General features: G+C 65.3%; 6 protein-coding genes. 4 read left to right on the top strand and 2 right to left on the bottom strand.

Annotation, left to right across the window (positions count from 1 at the left end; all coding sequences use genetic code 11):
• Positions 1-121 precede the first annotated feature (121 nt).
• The 3 genes from FK256_RS01865 to FK256_RS01855 all read left to right on the top strand — a co-directional run bounded on the left by FK256_RS01865 (position 122) and on the right by FK256_RS01855 (position 8,398).
• On the top strand, positions 122-313 hold the full coding sequence (locus FK256_RS01865; RefSeq protein ID WP_211343505.1) for a hypothetical protein: 192 nt from the start codon (positions 122-124) through the stop codon (positions 311-313).
• A 226-nt stretch (positions 314-539) separates the two neighbouring features.
• On the top strand, positions 540-3,626 hold the full coding sequence (locus FK256_RS01860; RefSeq protein WP_280525773.1) for a helicase-related protein: 3,087 nt from the start codon (positions 540-542) through the stop codon (positions 3,624-3,626).
• Positions 3,626-8,398 carry an Eco57I restriction-modification methylase domain-containing protein gene (locus FK256_RS01855; protein WP_141423480.1) on the top strand — a complete coding sequence of 1,591 codons (4,773 nt, stop codon included), beginning with the start codon at positions 3,626-3,628 and terminating at the stop codon, positions 8,396-8,398. The genes FK256_RS01860 and FK256_RS01855 overlap by 1 nt, the downstream gene beginning before the upstream one ends.
• Positions 8,399-8,451: 53 nt before the next feature.
• Here the strand turns inward: FK256_RS01855 and FK256_RS01850 are convergent, their stop codons facing one another.
• Entirely contained in the window at positions 8,452-12,246 is a 3,795-nt protein-coding gene (locus FK256_RS01850) for a hypothetical protein (RefSeq protein WP_141423479.1), read from the bottom strand.
• Between the two features lie 707 nt (positions 12,247-12,953).
• Entirely contained in the window at positions 12,954-13,331 is a 378-nt protein-coding gene (locus FK256_RS01845; protein WP_244936100.1) for a type II toxin-antitoxin system Phd/YefM family antitoxin, read from the bottom strand.
• A 214-nt stretch (positions 13,332-13,545) separates the two neighbouring features.
• Here FK256_RS01845 and FK256_RS01840 point away from each other — a divergent pair, with 214 nt between their 5' ends.
• On the top strand, positions 13,546-20,106 hold the full coding sequence (locus tag FK256_RS01840; RefSeq protein WP_141423478.1) for a DEAD/DEAH box helicase: 6,561 nt from the start codon (positions 13,546-13,548) through the stop codon (positions 20,104-20,106).

Genomic DNA, 20,106 nt, shown 5'->3' with positions numbered 1-20,106 from the left:
CACACCCGCGTTGTCTGGTCCAACAGGCAGAGAGCCTCTAATCTGCACCCACAACTCCCCGCCGTCCTCCGGGACTGGCGGGGTTTATTTTCTTTGCAGGAGGCTACTCGCGGCCCTCACAATGGCGGTCGTCGTTGACTACCAGAACGTCCATCTCACTACGGCAGACCTGTACATGCCAGGGCGTCCTCCCGAGGAAGCCCTCATCGCCCCTTACCGGTTCGCCACTCAGCTCGCCCGGGCCCGCAACGCGAAGAACGACGATGCACCGACGGGACCTCGGCGCAAAAGTGTCCGTCAGGGACAACTTTGACGGCATCGTCTTCGAGGGGCTTTCGCATCTTGGCTGGTCAGAGCGTTTTAGATCGGCGAGACCGGCCTGCGGCGGATTCAAAGTCGTCCCTGACGGACAAAACCGACCCGCCACCCCCATGGACGGTCGCCTCACGCGCCCCAGAAGCCACCGGCCCACAGGTCACAGATCGGTCACGCACCCGGATCAGTCTCGGCCTTCTGCTCCCTCGTTTAAGATCGTCTCCGTGACAACGGCGCCCCTTTCCGATTCAGATACGATCACGGATTCCGCCCCCTCCCTCAATGTCGCACCGGGCTCCGTGGTCCGGGTACGCGACGAGGACTGGCTCGTCACCCAGGTCTCCATGACATCTGACGGGACGCTGGTGACGGTCCAGGGGCTTTCCGAGCTGGTCCGGGACACCACGGCGCAGTTCTTCGCGGGCATAGACCACATCGTCCCGGTGGACCCGCGCCACACCCGTGTCATCGCCGACACCTCCACCCGACACCGGCTCTCGCGCCTGTGGCTGGAGGCGACGCTGCGCAAGACGGCGCTGCCAGCGAGCTCCACGGACCTGGCCGTCGTCGGCGATGTCCTGGCGGATCCCCTGGCCTACCAGCTGACGGCGGTGCGCCAGGCCCTGGACCCGGCGAACCTGCGCCCGCGCATCCTGCTGGCGGACACCGTGGGCCTGGGAAAAACCCTGGAGATTGGCATGATCCTGGCCGAGCTCGTGCGCCGCGGCCGGGGCGAGAGGATTCTCATCGTCACACCCCGCCACGTGCTCGAGCAGATGCAGCACGAGATGTGGTCGCGCTTCGCGCTGCCCTTCGTGCGTCTGGACTCGGTGGGGATCCAGCGGGTGCGTCGCTCGGTGCCGGCCTCGCGCAACCCGTTCTCGGTGTTCCACCGCGCGATCATCTCCATCGACACCCTGAAGTCGGACCGCTACCTCAACCACCTGCGCAAGCAGCGCTGGGACGCGGTCGTCATCGACGAGTCGCACAACGTCACCAACAAGGGCACGCTCAACAACCGACTCGCGGATATCCTGGCCCGCCAGACCGACGCTCTCATCCTGGCCTCGGCCACGCCCCACAACGGCGACCCGAAGTCCTTCGCCGAGCTCATCCGTCTGCTGGAGCCGACGGCGGTGCACGCCGACGGTTCCCTCGACGAGGAGGCGGTGCGCCGCCTCGTCATCCGCCGCCACCGCCACTCCGACGAGGTGCGCGACGTTGTGGGCGGCCGCTGGAAGGAGCGCCTGACGCCGGTCAACAAGCTGGTGGCGCCTTCCCCGGCTGAGGACGCGGTGGCGGGCGAGCTCTCGCGCACCTGGCTTCACGGCGACGACGGCGCCCTACCGCCGGGCGGCCAGGGGAAGGGCTCGCGCGGCGACTCCCTGTTCGCCTGGACCCTGGCCAAGTCCTTCCTGTCCTCACCGGCGGCCCTGATCCAGACGATCGACGAGCGCCTGTCCCGGCGCCGCAGCCGGGCGGCGACCGCACCCGGCCCAGAACCTTCAGAGCAGTCGCAGGCCCTGGCCCGCCTGCGCGAGCTGGCCGTGGAGGCCAACACGACGGCGTCGGGCAAGTACCAGGCGCTGCTGGCCGAGCTGCGCCGCATCGGCATCTCCCGCTCCTCGCCTGAGCGCGTCGTCGTCTTCGCCGAGCGCATCGCGACACTGACCTGGCTGGCCGAGCACCTGCGCGAGGACCTGAACCTGCCCGCGGAGGCGGTGCGAGTGATGCACGGGAGCCTGTCGGACGTCGAGCAGCAGGAGATCGTGGAGCAGTTCCGCCAGGCCCACACGCCTGTGCGCGTCCTGGTGACCGGCGACGTCGCCTCGGAGGGCGTCAACCTGCACGCCCAGTGCCATGAGCTCATCCACTACGACATCCCCTGGTCGCTCATCCGTATCGAGCAGCGCAACGGCCGCATCGACCGCTACGGCCAGAGCGTCTCCCCGCAGATCACGACCCTGCTGCTGGACCCGTCGGACCCGCGCTTCTCCGGCGACGTGCGAGTGCTCACGCGCCTGATGGAGAAGGAGGATCAGGCGCACCGGGCACTGGGCGACGCCGCCTCCCTCATGGGCCTGTACTCGGGAGAGAGGGAGGAAGCGGCGATCCGCGAGGCGCTGGCGGCCGGGGAGGATATTGACGAGGTCGTCCCCGACGCCGACGACGCACTCGCCCTGGACCCCATGGCTGCCCTGTTCGCAAGGCTCACGGGCACGGCCGAGGCCCGGGGCGGCGACGCCGAGCCCACCGGCCCCAACGGCTCCCCCGCCCCCGGTGATCCTGGCGATCCCGGCGATCCGCCCGGTCCTGGTGCCCCTGATAGTCCCAGCGGTCCTGCCCGGCTCGCGTCCCCGCTGCCGACGTCGACGCTGTACGAGACGCAGCTGGACTACCTGCGCCAGGCCCTCACCGAGCTCTACGAGCGCCCCGAGGAGGCCGAGCAGCGCCAGACCGGCGGCGGGGGCGTCTCATGGCGCGAGCACGGCACGCAGCACGTGGTGGAGATGGTGCCCCCGGCGGGGCTGCGCCATCGGCTGGCGGTGCTGCCGCAGTCCTACCTGCGGGAGCGCCGCGTCCGGGAGCATCTGCTGCTGGCGACGACGCAGGCAAAGGGCGCGAGCCTCCTCGCCGAGGCGCTGCGCGACTCCTCAGACTCCTCGTGGCCCGAGGCCCACTACCTGGGGCCGTTGCACCCGGTGCTGGAGTGGGCCGGCGACCGCGTCCTGGCCAGGCTGGGCCGCTCCTCAGTGTTCGCGGTGCGCGGCGAGGTGGACTCGCCGACCGTCCTGCTACTGGGGACGCTGACGAATCGTGCCGGTCGGACGGTGTCGATGGTGAGCGTCAGCGCCGACTTCCCCTTCCTGGACCTGGCGGCCGCGCGGGCGGAGCTGGCTGCGGGGCGGCCGCTTCAGGCGGTGGCGATCGGACAGGTGCACGCCTCCCCCGCGGCGATGTTCGAGGCGGCGGGCGTCTCCCGGGAGCTGACGAACTCCGGGGCAGTGACGGGTACCGGGCTGCTGGAGGCGCTCATCGCTCCGGCGGTGGATGCGGCCGAGATCCAGATGGCGCTGACCGTCCAAGCGGCGAGCCATCAGGCGTGCGAGCGCGTGCAGGCGTGGGCGGAGCACGCAAACGCCTGGGATGACGAGGCCGGCCTCCTCATCCAGAACCGCCACCTGCGCGAACAGCGGTCCACGGTGGCCCAGGAGCGCGAGCTCATGGACCAGCACCTGCCCGCGCACACGCTGGTGCGCCCGCTACTGGTCGTCGTACCACAGGACTTCGGAAGAGAAGGGGAGCACTGATGGCGGCATCGGACGCGCTGGTCGTGGGCGAGGACTGGATCAGCGAGCACTACTTCACCACGGACGCCGTCAAGGAGTCCTTCCTGGCGCGGGTGCTGGAGCGTCGTAAGGAGTGGGAGGCCCTGGAGAAGCCGGCAGATCCCAACGCCGCTCCGATGCCGACGCCCCGCTCCCGGTTCCGCTCCGAGCGCTCCCACCTGGAAGAGCTGCTGGCGGCCCTGCCCGCCGACGACGCGGACTCCCTGACCGGCGCCGCCCTGGAGGCGGCCGAACAGCTCGATGCGCTCATACGCGAGATCCTGGGCTTCTCCTCAGCGGAGTACCGCCTGACCGAGCGCGGCCCGGTGACCCTGGTGAGACCGGTCGGCGACGAGGGCCCGGCGCCGCTGGCGCTACTGCGCGCTCGCCCGGTGACGGCGGTGGAGGACCTGCTGGTCAAGGACGCCCCCACGCTCGCCGAGGCGTGGGAGCCGGTGGATTTGGCGGATGCCGGTGCCCCGGCGCTGGAGGGGGTCGAACCGGTCGAGTCCGTCTCCCGGGCCCTGTCGATGCTCCTGACCGATGAGCACGGCCCGGCCTTCGCCCTGGTGCTGGCCGGCCAGTGGGCGCTGGTGGCGGAGCGGGAACGCTGGCCGGAGGGCCGTTGGCTGGCGGTCAACGTGCAGCTCGTCGTCGAGCGCCATGAGGCCACGCGCGGCGGCGAGGTGGAGCGGGCCCTGACCTGCCTGGACGCCCGCTCCCTGGTGCCGACGGCGGAGGGCGAGACATGGTGGACGGCCACCCTGGAGGACTCGGCGGCCCACACGGCGGCGGTCTCGAAGGACCTGCGCGAGGGCGTGCGCTCGTCGATCGAGACCATCGCCAATGAGGTGGTGCGCCGTCGTGCCGCCCGGGGCTTGGAGCCGCTGGCCCAGGAGCGGGCGCAGGAGTTGGCCTCCCAGTCGTTGCGCTACATCTACCGGATCATCTTCCTGCTGTACGCGGAGGCGAGCCCGGAGCTGGAGATCCTGCCGGTGGGCACGACCGAGTACGACGCCGGCTACGGGCTAGATCGTCTGCGTGACCTGGCGCTCACGGAGCTGCATGAGGAGTCCTCCCGGGCGGGGACGCACATCTACGAGTCCCTGAACCGGCTGTTCCACCTGGTAGATGAGGGCCACAACGAGCATGTATCCACTCAGGACGAGGCCGAGTTCGATGGCCTGGTCTTCCGGTCGATGCGCGCCGACCTCTTCCTGCCTGAGACGATCGGCCTCATCGACGAGGTGGGCTTGGGCAACGCGGCTCTGCTGCAAGTGCTCAGGCGCCTGCTGCTGACCAAGGAGAATACTCGGAGCGAGCGAGGATTCGTCTCCTACGCGGAGCTGAGCATCAACCAGCTGGGCGCCGTCTACGAGGGTCTCATGAGCTACTCGGGGTCCTTCGCCGCCGAGCGCCTGTGGGAGGTGGCGCCGGGCGGTGATGCCTCGAAGGGCTCGTGGGTGGTGCCCGAGGACGTCATGAAGGGCCTGGACAGCAAGGACTTCGTGACGAGGGAGGATGAGGTGACGGGCGAGCCCCGTAACGTCACCTATGAGAAGGGCGAGTTCGTCTATCGGCTTTCCGGCCGGGACCGGCAGCGCTCGGCCTCCTTCTACACCCCGGAGGTGCTGACGCGCTTCACGGTGCAGCAGGCGCTGGCCGAGCTGCTGGACCAGGACGGCCGCGTCACGAGCGCGGAGGAGATCCTGCACCTGACGGTGTGTGAGCCGGCGCTGGGGTCGGGGGCCTTCGCGATTGAGGCGGTGCGCCAGTTGGCGGAGCAGTACCTCTCGCGGCGCGAGCGCGAGCTGAGCCGGCGCGTGGACCCCGAGGAGCGGCCCAAGGAGCTGGCGAAGGTGAAGGCGTATCTCGCCCTGCACCAGGTCTACGGGGTGGACCTCAATGCGACGGCGGTGGAGCTGGCGGAGGTGTCCCTGTGGCTGGACACGATGGTGGAGGGGCTGTTGGCCCCGTGGTTCGGGCTGCGGCTGCGCAGAGGCAACTCGCTGGTGGGGGCGCGCCGGGCGCTGTACCCCGAGTCCAAGTTGAAGAAGCGGGCCTGGTTAACGGCCGTCCCGGAGGCCGAGCCACTGAGCCAGGTGGCGGCCGTGCTCGACGACGCCGCGGGCTCCCGGCACCGTATGGGCGGGGCGCTCGACGTCTCCGAGAAGATCCATCACTTCCTGCTGCCGGCCAAGGGCTGGGGCAGCGCGGTGGAGGTCCCCAAGCAGGTGCGGGACCTGGTTGATGCCGAGAAGCTCAAGGCTCTCAAGACCTGGCGCAGGGAGATCACGAAGGCACCGAATAAGACCCAGACCAAGCGGCTGACGGCCCTCGCCCGGCGCGTGGAGGTGCTGTGGGAGATGACCTTGCGGCGCCTACGGGTGGCGGAGGCGGAGGCCTCACGCCGAATCGACCTGTGGGGCCGCGATGCGCAGGACGACGCCGGTTCAACGGTGTCCCGTGAGGACATTGAGGCTTACCTGGGAGCGCCAGGTTCGGCGTACCGACGACTGCGGCTGGTGATGGATGCGTGGTGCGCGCTGTGGTACTGGCCACTGACCACGGATGTGACACCGCCGAGCCTGGATGAGTGGTTAAAGGCGTTGGAAGCGATTCTCGGCTACGGCGGTCAAAACTCTGCGACCAACGAGCCGACGTTGGCGGAGGCGACCACGTGGGAGGACCTGGATAGGACCGAGAAATGGGATTTCCAGTTCGCCAGCGCTCGCGAGATGGAAGCGGTCATCGACGAGCACCCGTGGCTAGAAGTAGTGCGGGACGTGGCCAAGGCGCAGGGCTTCTTCCACTGGGAACTGGACTTCGCCACCGTCTTCGCCCGCGGAGGCTTCGACCTCCAGGTGGGAAACCCGCCGTGGGTGAGGCCGACTGTTGACCTCAACAGCCTGCTCTCCGACGGTGACCCATGGTGGTCGCTAAGCCACAAACCCTCCGTCGCGGTCAAGAAGGAGCGCATGCCGCTGACCCTGGCGCGCCCCGGAGTCCTGGGTACAGTCCTTGACGGGACGGCCGAAGTCATTGTCCTCTCTGAGCTCCTGAGCGACCCGACCGTCTATCCGCTGCTCAGCGGCCAACCGGATCTCTACCGGGCCTTCATGTGTCAGGTGTGGGAACACCAGAGTGAGCACGGCATCTCGTCACTCATTCACATGGAGACTCACTTTACTGACGCCAAAACTCCAGATCTGCGCGCTTCCGCCTACCGGCACCTGCGCCGACACTGGCAGTTCATCAATGAACTTCGACTCTTCGATGTCCATCACCTCAACGCGTATGGTATCCATGTCTATGGCTCAGAACAATTGCCATCGTTCCGTCATGCCGCCTCGCTCTACCACCCCGAGACGGTGCAGCGCTCCCTCATGCACGACGGCAGCGGGGAAGAACCCGGATTCAAGGACCCGCACACCGGCACATGGGACTTGCGACCACATGCAGCCCGCATCGAATCCATCGATGAATCAACACTAAAAGTCTGGCAGTCGGTGACGGAATCTGCCGACTGGCGTTCAGCCCCCATGGTCTCCACCGTGAACTCAGCCGCATCACGAACGCTGGCGACGTTGGCCACCCAACCACGCATCAGCACTCTCAACCTCCAATTCTCATCCGGATGGCACGAAACGTCGGACTTCGAGAAGGGGCGCTTCGAAAAATCATGGGGACCAGCATCCTGGGACAATGCCATCCTCCAAGGCCCTCACCTTCATGTCTCGACACCGCTGTATAAACAGCCGAACGAAACGATGCGCAGCAACAAGGACTGGACCTCCACCGATCTGGAGACTCTTCCGGTAAGTGCTCAGCCCATCACCCAGTACAAACCTGCTGGAGATTCTGCCACCTACGACCAGCTCTACACCCATTGGGGTGATTCCTCCGCCCGCGACCACTATCGCATCGCCTGGCGCGCCATGGCAGCAAACACTGGAGAGCGCACCCTAATTTCGGCCATGATTCCACCCGGAACGGCACACCCCAATGGCGTCTTTTCCTCCGGATCACCGACAATCACGCCTCGATTTCTTGTGGCTGCTCAAGCAGGCCTATCGTCACTTCTGACTGATTTTTCACTGAGATCTCTACCCAAGTCAGGCATATATTTCTCAGATTTCTGCCGACTGCCCACAATTACAGATTCACACCCATTCCTCGCGAGGATCATTCTCCGCACACTTCGCCTGAATTGTCTTTCCGACGCCTATGCAAACCTATGGACCGAGTGTTGGGATGAAACCTTCTTGACTGATGCCCCGATTCTGGAACGTTATGATGAGCGTCCGATTGGTCCGGAGTGGACGGCGGACACACCTTTGCGTCGGGCGGAGGATCGTCGCAATGCTCAGGCGGAGATCGACGTCATGGTGGCAATGATGCTGGGGGTGCCGATCGAGGACCTGTGCACGATCTACCGCACTCAGTTCGCGGTTCTCTACGACTATGACCATGGCCGCGGCCAGGGGGCTTACGTCTATGACGCAAATGGCCGCCAGTTGCCGACTCCGGTCCGCCAGGCTTGGGAGAAGCGCCAGCGCCCCACCTCCAATGAGGACATACCCCTCTCTGAGCGTACTCACACCCACCCAGGCTCCGGCGTCTCCTACGTCTACGACCTCCCCTTCCGCATCCGCGACCGCGAATCCGACTTCCGCCGCATCCATCGCTCGCTCCAAGAATTCGGCCTAACCGGCTCCACCCCCGACACAAATCCTCAACCCCCAAAGGACTAACTCCCCACTGAACGCGCTCTACATAATTTCGAGACACACCTCCGGGTCGAGTATTATTCATCCGCAAGTTGCTCATCCCATTTGTCAAGATGATTAGCTTCCTGCTCATAACCGTCAGCCATCTGCCGCAAAATCATTGAGGTTCGAGGCCACCTAACAGCAAGTTTTCTAGCGGCGCTACGGAACTCCTGCGCCTGAAGTCGTTCAAAACCTCCACCATCATAAACGGGACGAACAGAAACACCCTGTCGGTTATAGCGACCGGTCGCCAAGCCGGCCTCAACACCTTCATTCTTCAAAGACTCGATGATAACCCTCACCTCTTCGGCAGGCCATATTCCGTCCTGCCCATCCGGGCTCGACGCCAGCACCTTGCCAATCTCCCTGTCCCCCATTTCTACGTCACCGCGTTCATCAAACAGCGTACGACATTTCGATACCCAACACCTCAGATGGTCTCCATCAATCTCCCCACACTCACGAAGGCCAGGCAGAATCCCCCAATGGAAGAGAACACTGTGAGCCAGTTGTGCAAGCATCACATCTCCTTCGGTTCGCGCCTTTCCTAGTTGATGCTGCCCGCGATAGATCAATCTAACGAGAGATACAAATTCTTCAGGCACATTTCCAAGCAAACTATATAATGCAAAGGAAGGGTCGTGATCTCCTCCAATGAAATCAAAATAACAAAACTCCAGCCAAGGCAGAAGCAGATCTTTTGGAGCCACGACTTCAAGCCACTTAAGAAGTTCTGAAACAACGTAGCCATAATGCGATCGATCAAAATTCTCCTGCACGGCCAAGCATGCACTAAGTACGTTGATCACCGTCACAGAGTCCACCGAAAGTTCACCTCCGCACTTCAACCGGAACAGGACATCAAATGCGCGCCAGGGGCGTTCGTGTACTAAAAGGAGACTAATGGCCTCGACACATTGAGCTTCAGGGATTTCGTGACAGTTTACATTACTCCAGTATGCCATGACAAATGCGTCGTCATATTTTTCAATCCAGTTCCAGAATCTTTCCTCAGTTGGAATCGAAGCGGCTAGGGCCAAACGTCCGTCAACTCCAAGTCTGGCACTAGCCACAACTTCCTCAAGCCATGACACCCCTTGATACCTTGCCTTGGTATGGACATAGGCCCGAGCCGCACATTGAAGATTGACTGCTTTGTCTTCTTCGAGCCAACGAATAATGTCGGTATCGCTCACGAGATCAAGACTGGCAAGAATTGTGCCGATAGTTTCAGGACGCTCGACGTCGACACAGAGCAGCCTAATCGCGCTTAATCCACCACCCTTTGCCACATTCTTAAGAGTTTCCAGCTGAATACTATTAAGTGCGGCCTCATATCCATCGTCATTCCACCGGAGTCCACGAACACGAAGGTCTATAGTCCAACCGAACAAGTTCACATACTGTCGCGGATCACTCGGATTCAGAAGACACGTAGAAGCATTGCGGAGGAAATTCAAATCCGAGCCAGCCGCGGCCCATCCGGCACCAGGATGAGCTTCATGGTGGGCAATTTCATCCACCAGTTCACGCCATACAGTATAGCGATCCTCATCACACCAAAACGAACAGTTGGAAAGGATGGCTTTGGAAACTGCGTGCACAAGTGTCGATTGCATTGCTTTTGGCAAACTATGCAATAACTTGATCAGATCAACCCAGCGTTCTGATTTAACTCCTGCTGTACTAACTGCCAGATCAAGCACCAACTCCTCAAACTGGCAAACTTCGTTGTACTTAATACATGCGCCGGGCAGTTCCCAATCACGAAACCTGGGCCCCATCGAGCTGACAATAATTGACTGACTAGGTTTCAGTAATGTCATTACCAGGCGCCAACCGACCTCGGGATACTTTTCTATCACCTGCTCAATGACGGCAATTTTGTCGTTCGTATTCGATACACTCTGCGCAGCCCAAACTGCGGTGACCTTATGGAGACTATCGAGAGGTTGGTTACGATCACCCAGATCGCGGGCAGCCAGGGCAGCCATTTGCATAGCAGCCGCACCAAAATAGTCCTCCGACCAGCAAAGGCATTCCAGCGCCCACAGTAAGTGATGAACTTGTGAATTGAATCCGGTTAAGAAACTAGCTAAATGAGGTTCATGAAAGAGTAGCTGGATAACTGGTGCCCCCTTGTCCAGGTCTTCTGATATTGCAGCCAAAAATTCACTTGGCGCCGCTTCTGCTAGCAGGGGAAGCGCCGAAGCCAGAGACATCAGAGCATCGCCAGTTTTGTCGGCAAATAACATCTCAAGCAATTGCTTTACAATACCTCTGACGTGAGGCTCAAGCATTTCCGATGTTGCAGCTGTCAAAGTAAGTCCTTCTGCGACATGCTTACGCAATGTGTCCGAACACCCAGACCGTATTCCACGAATCTCCGCAACTACGCTTTCCACCAGCCCCAAACCTAGACGTGGATCTGCTGCAAATAGAACATCGAACACCAAGGATCGCCATCTTTCGATGACTTCTGTTTCAATCTTGGGCAGCAGCAGGCGTGCCGCATCTACTGGATCCGCTAACCGCCACACTGATCCCGATAAAATGAATGGCGAATCAGCCTGACCACTAAGTGAGTCAACTAGAAGGCGAATATCGCTCATACAAGCTCCACAGAATGACTCGATATGATCTTTGTCCCGATCATCTCCGTCCTCCCAGGCGCCGATCAACACCAGCGGAGCAAGGATCGACACCGCCGTCACATCGCGAATCCATGCAGGATTCTGTACATCTGGATTTTTCGAGTTCATGCGCAGAAAGGCACCCATACTTCTACGGGCAAGCACTGCTATACGCTCCGCTTGACGGAAATCAACGCCTCCCTGACGGAGAATTTCAGCAGATTCATGACGCCCCACCTTAGGTAGCACAATCGTATTAGCATCTTTACTACGCGATTCACCGTCAATGACCACCAACACTCGGTGTCCTTGGGCAAGAGCAGTTGCCGTATCGGGGTCGTTGAATCTGGGTATCAGCAGCAGCGACGTCTTGAACTCCACCAAGTGATCCCAAGCCACCCGATCGCTAACAATCAGCGTACGCTCGAGCAAACTTGGGTAATCCTGAAGTGTCGCATGCAAAAAAGCCAAAACATCCCGTGAATCAACAGACAAGATCGACACCGGTGCGGCCAGTTGACCATCCTGAATTGCGTCGATGAGTTGCTTTGATTGAGAGTCACGTCGCGCAACATGGAATTGTGGAGGAATCTGGATGATAGAGTTTTGGCGTAGGTTGATCCACCAAGCCTGTAGAGTCTGCACTGCGCGAGGATTCCGACCAAGTTGTTCTGACAGCCAGTAGTGCACAGAGGGAGTTTCCTGTAGCCACCCCTCAAGCCTCTGAGCGTCTATTACTCTAACGTCGGCAAACTTCTGTTCCGACCGTCGATCTTCCACCCAATTTTGTCCACTCGGCCAACTTCGCGGAGTCGCGAACACAAAAACCAGCTTGCTACATCTGTCCCCTAACTCCGCAAGCCGTTTACTATAGTCGTTTTGAGCTTTACGTTTGACGTCTTTGTTCGTTCCAAACTCAAAACGCAACTCTCCGACAGGTAGATATGTACTACCAGCTGAAGAGGCAACACCATCCCATCCAGGCGCAGCTACACCTTCGTGAGCTCGAATGTCAAGATTTGTGATTCCCGGGGCCTGCGCGAGAAGACGGCGCATGAGTTCAGGAAATGAAGTTTTGGCGTGATCTCTATCTGCCCACTGCTGGATCTCAACAGCTGTGACTAGTTCAGGATTGTTCGACCGCAACGCCGGTGAGATCAACTGCTTCTCAGGATCGATGGATGCTCCACTGTTCACATCCTCAATACTAGCTCAAATTCTTCACAGGTACCGTCAAGTTTACATGACAAGGCGTTGGTCTAGGTGACGGGTGACGACAGCCCCTGAGTTGACTCGGCGCGAGCAGGCGCCATTGTCAGTTGCTCGGCACGAGCGTCCGAGGTTGGTTTTGATCGCCTCGCCGAGGATAGCACCACGATCGGCGATCTTGGTACAGGTGGCGTCGGTGACCTTGTCGGGAACGTGTTACCCATCGTCGGGCTCTTCAATGTGGAACAGTCGCTCGGCGGAAGCGAGAGCATCAAGATTGTCTTTGTTCGCAGTCTCGGTGAACTTGGTGGATGGGTGAGTCATGGTTGCTATTTCCAAGAGCACGCTCAGTTGTTATGGCACCGAGCCGATGTAGTACCAAACTTACGATGTCGGTGCCGGCTGGCATGATGGAGCCCGCCTCTTTTCGGCACCTCCTCCCGGAACGTCCATGTGTCCTTGCCGGGGAGGGAAGGCTTGGGAAGGAGGCGAGGGCCGTGTCCAAGCCGCAAGGCCGACGCGTTCACGTCCGCAAGGGCAAAGTAACGGCCCGGAAGGTGAGCGAAGTACTGAACTCTGTCGCTCGCCTCGTCCGGGCCGTCGGTGTCTTTGTGGATGCCCTCAGCAAGTGGATCGGCTAGGCCATCCTCTTGCTAGGAGAGTCGCCTGGATGCTACCCGGGTGGCTCCCCACCATTATGGCTGGCCCCGCTCAGCCCTGTCCACAGCGCGACGAGACTCATGAGGGATGCCCGCGAAGTAGGTTCGGTGCCTCACTAAGAACTGCTCGCGAAGTCCGTGGACCGTGAAGGGAATGCGAGCCCGAGGCCCGGCCTTGACCTCGCCCCAAGGAATGGTGCCGTGCTCGGCAATCTCAGCTCGGGCGGCGTCGGCGGCCTCAATGTCCGCCAGGTCCTCCGCCACCTGAGTGAGGCGCTTCAGGTCGTCGGCGTCGATCACCGCGGCCACGCGGCGGCCCCGGCGGGTGAGGAACACGGGCTCATGGCTCGCGCGGGCGTCGTCGACAGCATCGTCGAGTCGGCTACGCGCAACAGAGACGGGCAGGTCAGACATGACCTCCAGTATGGGTGAAGACTGCGAATACCTACGCCTTATCTCAAGAAGCGACTCGGGCTCCGCTTCTCCTTTCCTCTCACTGCGGTAGCCTCTGACCTGCGGGATCCATCTCCCGGAACAACGACGATCCGCACAAGGCCATGCCAGCCCCAGCACACACCATTCCCGTGCCATATCCGCACCCACCACGCACAACCGACACGCTCCACTTATGACTCTCCTCCTCCCCAGCCTTCAGGCCGAACGCATCAGGCGATCCATCGTCGACTACCTGTCGACGACCTTCGCGCTCACCGACACCGAGCCGCGGCGGGTACTCGCCGACTTCCTGGAGGACGAGGAGCAGGGGGTCTTCGTCGGCCCCTTCGTCCGCCTGCGCCTGCCCTACCTGGCCGCGAGCGCCAACCCCCATGCGGAGGGCCAGGCCGACAGCGCGACGAACCAGACCGACAGCCCCCTCGACTGGGACCCCGGCCTTCCTCCCTACCAGCACCAGGAGGACGCCTACCGGCGCCTGACCACCAAGGGCGGTCACCGCCCCGAGCCGACCATCGTCACCACCGGCACCGGCTCGGGCAAGACCGAGGCCTTCCTCCACCCCGTCATCGACCACGTGCTGCGCGCCCGCGCCGAGGGGGTCACCGGCGTCAAGGCCCTCATCCTGTATCCGATGAACGCCCTGGCCGCCGACCAGGCCGGCCGCCTCGCCCGCCTCATCGCTGGGGATCCCGCCCTGGCGGGGGTGCGCGCCGCCGTCTACACGGGAGACTCCTCCGCCCGGCCGCACAAGCACGTCACCGCCGACTCCCTCATCACCGACCGTTACGTCATCCGCGACGACCCGCCGGACATCCTGCTCACCAACTACAAGATGCTCGACCAGCTCCTCCTGCGGCCCGAGGACCGCGAGCTGTGGCGGGCCTCGGCCGGGTCGCTGACCTACCTGGTCCTCGATGAGTTCCACACCTACGACGGCGCCCAGGGCACCGACGTCGCCATGCTGCTGCGGCGCCTGGGTCTGACCCTACGCGCCCACCTGCCGGTCGACGACCCCCGTCAGGAGGCCTTCGCCTCCTCGCCACTGGGCCCCGTGTGCCCCGTGGCCACCTCCGCCACCCTCGGCGATGGCGCAGACCCCTCCCGGATGCTCGCCTTCGCCCGTGATGTCTTCGGCGCGGACCTGCCCACCAGCGCCGTCGTCACCGAGACGCGCGCCGACCCCGAGCGGTGGGCCGAGACCCACCGCCGCGCGGCCAAGGCCAAGGGACTGACTAGCCGCATACTGAACCTGGAGTCCCTGCCGGTCGAGAACCTGCAGGCCCTCGCCGACCTCGCCGAGTCCGGCTCCCCCAGCCCCGAGAGGCTGCTGCGCGACGTCGTCGCCAACCTCTACGACCTGCCCGAGGAGGTGGAGGACACCCTCGACGCCCCCGGCCTCGCCTCCGCCCTCCAGTCCCACCCTGATGTCCTGGGCCTCGTGCGCGCCGCCGAGCACTCCACGCCGCTGGCCGGACTCGCCCGCACCCTCATGAGCCCGGCCCACGAGCCGGGCCTGGCCCGTCGTGCCCTATCGGCGATCCTGGCGGCCCTGTCGGTAGTGCGCGCCGGGATCGACAGCGTCCCCGACCGGCGCGCGGTCAACGTGGAGGTCACCTTGTGGATCCGGGAGGTCACCCGCGTCGACCGGGCCTTGAGCTCCCTACCCGCCTTCCGCTGGGGCGACGCCGTTTCCGAGCACGCGCAGGTCGACGAACCGGCGCGCCCCGCCCTGTACTGCCGCTCCTGCGGGCGCTCCGGCTGGGGCATCGTGCTGGCCCCCACCGGGCAGCAGGAAAAGGACGACCAGTCCCATGTGCGCCGCGACCGTAAGAACGGCGATCCCCGCTTCCGCGCCCTCCTGTACGCCCCCGGGGAGGATGCCGACTACCGCAACCGCCTCGAGGCCGGCCAGATCGATCTGGAAGCCCGCCACCCGAGGCTGCGCTGGTACTCCGTCCACAGTCGCGAGCTCCTCACCCGCCGCCCGCCCGATGACGACCCGGAGGCCAAGGAGGGGCGTGTGCTTCCGGTCCTCACCCTGAACGGTGACGAGCGCAGCATCGCCGAGGACTCCATCCACGACGTGTGTCCCTCGTGCAAAACCAGGGACTCGATCCGCTTCCTGGGCTCGGCCGTCGCCACGCTCCTGTCGGTGTCGCTGACCACCCTGTTCGGCGACGACGCCCTGGACAGCACCGAGAAGCGCGCCCTTATCTTCACCGACTCCGTTCAGGACGCCGCCCACCGGGCCGGCTTCATCAACCAGCGCTCCCACACCATGAGCCTGCGCTCAGCCCTGCGGAGCGCCCTCACCACGGAGATGCCCATCGACGAGTGGGCCGAGGCCGCCCTCGATGACGCCCAGGCCAGCGCTTTCGACCGCTACCGGCTCGTGCCCGCGGCCCTGGCCGAGCACCAGCGTTTCAAGCCCTACTGGGACCCGGACGCCCCGGCCTCCAAGCGCAGCCGGGCCAAGCCGCACGTGCGCCGTCGGCTCCTGTTCGACATCGCCCTGGAAGTGGGCCTCCAGTCCGCCTACGGGCGCACCCTGGAGGCCACCGGCTCAGTGGCCGTCCATGTCAACGCCGGTGAAGGCGATGCCCTCATCAGTCTGGCCCGCCAGGTCCTCGGAGCCGACCAGCAGGGCGTTCTCGACGAATTCGAGGGCATCACCGATGCTCACCTGCTCGCCTGGGTGCGCGGCACCCTGGAGCGCATGCGCCGCGACGGCGCCATCGACCACGAGTGGCTCACGCGGTACAAGAGCGAGGACGGCAAGCGCCTGTGGATCTGGTACAAGCGCAACCGCGACCAGGGCCAGCCCGCCTTCCCCTCCGGGCGCGCCGCCCCCGCCTTCCCTCAGATGGGAGGCGGCCTCGACACCCGCAAGTCGGCCTTCGTGCCGGTGGGCTCATCCAGGTCCTGGTACGCCACCTGGACCCGCAAGTGCTTGAAGGTGGTCCCGACGCACGCCGCCCGACTGGCCCGCACGCTCCTAGCCCACCTGGCCGAGGACGGCATCCTCACCGCCACCAGCACCAGCAGCGGCGGCACCGTCTACGGCCTGCCGGCCGGGCGCGTCACCGTCTCCCCGCTGCGCGAGGGCACCCGCGACGCCCTGCTCCTGGTGTGCAACACCTGCCGCACCCAGCTTCCGGCCGCCACCGACACCGTCGATCAGCTGAACGGCGCCCCCTGTCTGGCCTCCGGCTGCCCCGGCGTGCTGGAGGCCGGGCCGCACCCCGCGGAGAGCTTCTACCGGAACATGTACGCTGGCTCCCACGTGCGCCGGGTCGACTCCCACGAGCACACCTCGCTGCTCGACGCCGACGAGCGCGCCCGAATCGAGGCCGGGTTCAAGCGCCCCGAGCAGGTGCCGGGCGACCCCAATGTCCTCGTGGCCACCCCCACCCTGGAGATGGGTATCGACATCGGGGACCTGTCCACCGTCATGCTCGGCTCCCTGCCGACGACGGTCGCCTCCTACGTGCAGCGGGTCGGCCGCGCGGGCCGCCGCAGCGGCTCGGCGCTCGCCCTGGCCTACGTGCCCGGTGGGCGCAGCCGGCTCCCCATCCTCGACGACCCCGCGCGGCTCCTCAATGGCTCCGTCGCGCCACCGTCGACCTACCTGGGAGCCGAGGAAATCCTTCGCCGCCAGTTCCTGGCCTCCGTTATCGACACCCTCACCCGGGAGAACCACCCGGCCGTCCCCTCCGGGGGACACGGACGCGGTACCGCCGGGGCCGCCCTGGGAGCCACCGGGGACGGGTCCCTCATCGCCGCCATGTGCGGGCGGATCGAGCGCGACGGCGCCCTGCTCGCCAAGGCCTTCACCGCCGCCTTCTCGGAACGCACGCCCGCGCTCGACCGCCTGAGCGCCTGGGTAACCCAAGACGGCGGCGCTGGGCCCCGCGAGATGCTCATGCGGGCCTGCACCGAGTACCGCGCCGAAGCCGAGTGGCTGCGCCACCAGGAGCGCCAGATCCGCGAGGCCCTGCCCGAGCTCACAGCCGCCGCCGAGCGCCCCAACGCCACCGAGGAGGACAAGCGAGCCAAGCGCGCCGCCGAGGGAGCCCGGAAGGCAGCCCAGGCGCGGGTCCTTGAGCTGGACCGGGAGCACTGGGTCTCGGCCCTGGAGCGCCACGGGGTCCTGCCCAACTACACGCTCATCGACGACTCGGTGCGCCTGTCCGCCCGAGTGTCCTGGCAGGACCCGGACAGCGGCAAGTTCCGCTCCGAGCCCTACGACGTCGAGCGGGCCTCCGTTCACGCCCTGCGCGAGTTCGCCCCCGGCGCCACCTTCTACACCCGCGGCCTGGAGATGAGCATCGAGGGCATCGACGCCTCCGACCTGGGCGAGCAGGCGCAATGGTGGTTCTGCTGCGGGGCCTGCGGATACGCCGACGTCCGGGGCCCCCAGGGGCGGGTGCCCACGCCGCCACCGGAGTGCCCGAGGTGCCGCGACACCTCCATTGCCGACGTCGGGCGCGCCCGGCGGGTCCTGCGCCTGACCCGGGTCTTCGCCGACGTCTCCAGGGACGACGCCCGGATCGGGGACGCCAGCGACGACCGGGTCCGCGCCCATTTCGAGGTCCTGCCGCTGGCCGACTTCGACCCCGCGCGCGCGGTGCGCCAGTGGAGCGTGGAGGACTCCGGGTTCGGGCTGGCCCGCTACCGCGCCATGAATCTGCGCTGGCTCAACACCGGAAGGCCCCTGGCCGGTCAAAGCGTCGACAGGGTCGCGGGCACCGCCGTCTCCTCCCGGGACTTCCGCCTGTGTGAGGCCTGCGGCAAGCTCGACACGAGCACTGGGATTTCCGACGCTCGCGAGCACCGTCCCTGGTGCAGGCACCGCAGCGACCCCGTCGAGCACGCCGTCGCCATGGACCTCATGCGCGAGCTGAGCACCGAGGCCCTCTCCTTCGTCCTCCCCCTGGGATTCGCCACCGACCGAGTGGGGGTGGACTCCCTGGCCTCCGCGATCCTCCTGGGGCTGGAGATCGTCACCGGAGGGTCCCCCGCCCACCTGGGCATCGTCAGCGTCCCCCACCCCGTGGCGGGCGGCGCCCCCGGCGAGACCCGTCCAGCCCTCCTCCTGCACGACACCGTGCCCGGAGGCACCGGCTACCTCACCGATCACGACGACCCCGCCAAGCTCTGGAGCCTCCTGGTGCGCACCGGCCGACGCCTCGAGAACTGCCCGTGCCGCACCGGGGAGAAAGACATGTGCCCCGACTGCCTCCAGCCCCACGCCGTCTCCGGCGAGGTCACCCGCGCCGCCGCCCTCCACGCCATCGGCCAGCTCCTGGGAGTGGACACCATGAGCACCGATGCCCTGTTCGCCGACCTCGACCCGGAGTCTCCCACGTGGAGCGTCACCGACGAGGCCGTGCGCGCCGGCACCGGGGAGAGCCCCCTGGAGGTGCGCTTCCGCGCCGCACTCGTCGAGCTCCTGGGCAAGGAGATGACAGTGGGTCTCACCAGCGACCCCTCGGGCGCCCCCGCGCTGGAGATCGACGGGGGCCGCTGGAGGATCCGCCCCCAACTCGACGCGCGCGGAGCCCGCCCCGACTTCACCTGCCTGCGCCCCGGCGGCCGCAGCCCCATCGCCATCTTCACCGACGGGCGCAGCTACCACGCCACCCGCGCGCACAACCGACTGGCCGACGACGCCGACAAGCGGGCTCGGCTGCGCGCCGACGGGTACCGGGTCATCTCCGTCGGTGCCGAGGACCTGGACCGGCCGTGGAACCCGACCTGGCTGAATAAGGAGGCGGTCAAGGGGCTCATGAGCGGCACCCTGGGGACCGCACGCGGGAGCGGCGTCACCGACCCGGCCGTCGCCGCCTGGCGCGGCGGGCCAATGGCGTTACTCCAGGCGATGCTGCGCGACGACGTCGACGGCCCCGACGCCGGTCCGACCGCCGCCGCCCTCAGCGCCCTGGCCGACTCCGTGTGGGGGCCGCTCATCCTCGGCGCCTTCCACCACCTTCCCCTGAACGAGGCCGCGTCCCTGCAGTACTCCCCTCCCCCGAAGGACGATCCCCACGAGGAGGGCGCCGGGAGGACCGCGGCGGATCCGCTGTGGGAGGCGCTGCACGCGCTGTGGCCCGAGGCCGACCTCCCCGAACCCTCCGGTTCCGCCACGGCGACCTCGAGCTCGGTGTTCGCCATCCCCCACCTGGCTCTGGCGGTCCAGCTCACCGGGACCTCCACCACGGGGATGGCCCTCGTGCTCGACGACTCCGAGGAGGCCCTGGCCTCCCCCGACCACCCCGACGCCTGGCTCGCCTGGCTGCGGCTGAGCAACGTGCTCGCCCTGGCCCAGGCCACCGTGGACATCACCACCACCAGCCGGGCCCTGGCCGAGCTGCGCGCGCGGGCTGATGCCGAGACGGCCGTCGCGGGCGCCGCAGGCAGCCCCGATGCCCTGGGCACCCTGGGCTGGGATCAGGTCGACCAGGGCTTCGCCCCCGAGGCCGTCCTCTTGCTCCTGCCCCACCTGGCCGCCGCCGGTGTCCCCTACGAGGGCGACGGCATCGAGGTCGCCGGCGGTGTTATGACGGACCTGTCCTGGCCCGGGCCGAAGGTGGCTTTCCTCGGTAGGCCGCAGGAGGGCGACGTGGAGGCCCTCACCGGGGCCGGGTGGCACGTCGTCGTCGCCGGGGACGATCCCGCCCGCACCGCCATCGACATCTCGGAACTGATCCCCGCGCTCCCGGAAGGACATTGA

Source organism: Actinomyces johnsonii, from assembly GCF_006546835.1.
GTDB lineage: Bacteria > Actinomycetota > Actinomycetes > Actinomycetales > Actinomycetaceae > Actinomyces > Actinomyces johnsonii.
Note: the sequence above shows the minus strand (reverse complement) of the source record. Positions and strands in the feature narration are given on the sequence as shown.

Excerpts from the sequence above, each read along its gene's own strand:
- FK256_RS01865 (WP_211343505.1), top strand. The coding sequence starts at position 122 with ATGGCGGTCGTCGTTGACTACCAGAACGTCCATCTCACTACGGCAGAC.
- FK256_RS01855 (WP_141423480.1), top strand. The coding sequence starts at position 3,626 with ATGGCGGCATCGGACGCGCTGGTCGTGGGCGAGGACTGGATCAGCGAG.
- FK256_RS01845 (WP_244936100.1), bottom strand. The coding sequence starts at position 13,331 with ATGTCTGACCTGCCCGTCTCTGTTGCGCGTAGCCGACTCGACGATGCT.
- FK256_RS01840 (WP_141423478.1), top strand. The coding sequence starts at position 13,546 with ATGACTCTCCTCCTCCCCAGCCTTCAGGCCGAACGCATCAGGCGATCC.